The organism is Candidatus Obscuribacterales bacterium (assembly GCA_036703605.1).
Lineage (GTDB): Bacteria > Cyanobacteriota > Cyanobacteriia > RECH01 > RECH01 > RECH01.
Genome location: DATNRH010000944.1, coordinates 1 through 2,260 on the forward strand (window position 1 = coordinate 1; position 2,260 = coordinate 2,260).

Annotated in this window: 2 protein-coding genes; both read right to left on the reverse strand. The window is 58.5% G+C overall.

Features of this window, described 5'->3' with window-relative positions:
- The coding region (locus V6D20_19390) for a tetratricopeptide repeat protein (protein HEY9817947.1) at positions 1 to 1,588 on the reverse strand (1,588 nt) is incomplete at its 3' end.
- The coding region (locus V6D20_19395) for a hypothetical protein (protein ID HEY9817948.1) at positions 1,585 to 2,260 on the reverse strand (676 nt) is incomplete at its 5' end. The genes V6D20_19390 and V6D20_19395, both read right to left, overlap by 4 nt.

Below are 2,260 nucleotides of genomic sequence, written 5' to 3' on the forward strand. Positions count from 1 at the left end.
CGTGAATCACCACCAGCTTATAGTCAGGACGCCCCAGCCGCTCCATCAACCGCTCTAGATCCAGCCGCCGCCCCGAGGCCGCAATCTCCGGAGCCACGCCGTAGAGATCATCCAGGCCCTGGGGTTCTAGCCCCAGCCGCCCTGCTCCCACAAAAGCGCGAATCCCGGCATTTTTTTCCACCTCCAGCCGCGCCTGCTTCAGCTTAAAGGCCATGAGATATTGCCGTTGCTCTAGCCGCAGATCCCGTAACTCTTCCAAAATGGCGCAGTAGGTGGTGGGATGGCCGCGATCGCCCCAGGCCCTTGCCTCTAGCAAATAAGCGATCGCCCCCTGAGGATTGCCCAACCCGCGCTCTGCCTGAGCCAAATTGAGCAGGTAGAGACCCCGAATCCAGCCCGATTTCTCTGGCAGGCGATCGAGGATCTGCATAGCTTCCTGGGTGAGTCGCTTCGTCTCCATCCACTGCTGCCGGTGCAGGGCGATGTTGCCCAAAAAGCCATAGTCATAGGCCAATTTCAGGGGATAGTGATCCAGGCGATGCAGCTCCATCCCTAGACGGCAGTAACGCTCCAGCGCATCCCAATCCTCCAGACGCTTCAGCACCCGCTGTAGACCCGATAGGCATTTGGCCACCAAGTCAAGGCGATCGCAGGCTTGAAAGATCTGAATACTGCGCTCCAGGGGCAGCCTCGCCCGTTGCCACGCCTCGCTGTCTACCCCATCCCCCTGCCGCCGCTCCCGATCCACTACCCAGGCCAAATGGCGGCCCAGGAAAAAGTGGGCAATGCCGGCCCGCAGGTGGCGATCGCAGTCCTCCAAGGGCTCCTGGCTCGTCCAATAGTCAACACTGCGCTGAAAATACTGCCCTGGTATGTCCAAATCCTGCGGTTGGTGCTTGGCTAGGTTGAGGGCGATCGCCCAGTTTAGGGCCGCTTGGGCTTCGGGATGGAGCGTGATCGGGCCTGCTTCATCTAGGGCGAGCTGTAGCTCTGATTGCTGAAAGGGGCCGAGGGGATTCAGGGCCTGGAGCGTAGACGGCAGTTTCCCCGCTGCTGGATCGAGGAGGCTGGCATAGATCTGGTCGGCGGCTTGGTGCAGGCCATGGCTGAGCCAAGCGGAGCTGACGGTGAAGTGGGTGACGTCTGATGCCCAACTGACAAAATTGGGCGCTTCTCGGGCCAGTTGCACCTGGGTGGGATCATCGAGCCACAGGACAAAGGGAAAGGGGAAATGCTTACGAAACTCTTCGCGCACATTTTCCATCGCGCCCAGCACTTTCTGGAGGTGTTCCACATGCCCCAACCCCATCACCATCAAGGCTTCTGGCTGGCGATCGCCCAAGGCATCCCGCAGATTGGTAAACAGATTTTGGGCCGAGGGATGGAGCGTTAGTTGGTCGAGGGTGAGGTTATAGCGATCGGCGCAAATCTGCTGTAGCTGCTGCGCCAACTGTTCTTGCAGATGGTCATACCGACAGTGGACGAGGTGCAATGAAAATTGTCCTCGTCCCAGATCCAGCACATCGGCCAACTCCTCTAGGCGAGTCGCGTTAGCGTCATGAAACTGGGCGGCATGATCATCGCTCATGGGGAGAGATCCTTTACACCGAGCAGAATAGGATTCACATCAAACCAGGATATGCCCTGATCCCGATACTCAAACACCAGCCGACTGTGGATTAATGTTTTGTAACCCTCATCGCCGCTCACCCGCTTGCGATCGCGCACCTGACGCAGCAAGTCCCATTCTTCGTCTGAGATCTGTAGGCTCATTTCATTGCAGCGTTCGCGAATCACCTGCTCTAGGGTGGCGCGATTCAGCGGCAGTTGACGGCGGCTTTTCATAATCCAAGCGCTGAGCAGCCGCAGGAGATCGCGCACATGCCCGCCACTGGCCTGGCAGAGGCGATCGAGGCTTTCCGGTTCATCAAACACCAGATTGAGGTGAGCCAGGCGATCGCCCTCCGGCACCTCCGGAAAAGCCCGCGCTAACACCATCTGCCGCAGCAGCACCATGCCCGCCTCAAAGGCACTGCCGTCTTCCCGCTGCACCGGCACCATGGGCAACACCCGCGGATCATCGGGATAACGTTGGGTGAGATGCCCATATTCGCTAGAAAATTTGAGCGCTAGGGGCATGGTGTAAATCGTATGGCAGCGCAGCCCGCGCAAACATTCGCTTTGGTCAATGTACAAATATTCTTGCTGCGGCCGTCCGTAGGGCTTGGGAGAATTGATCAGCTTTTCTAGGCTATCCACA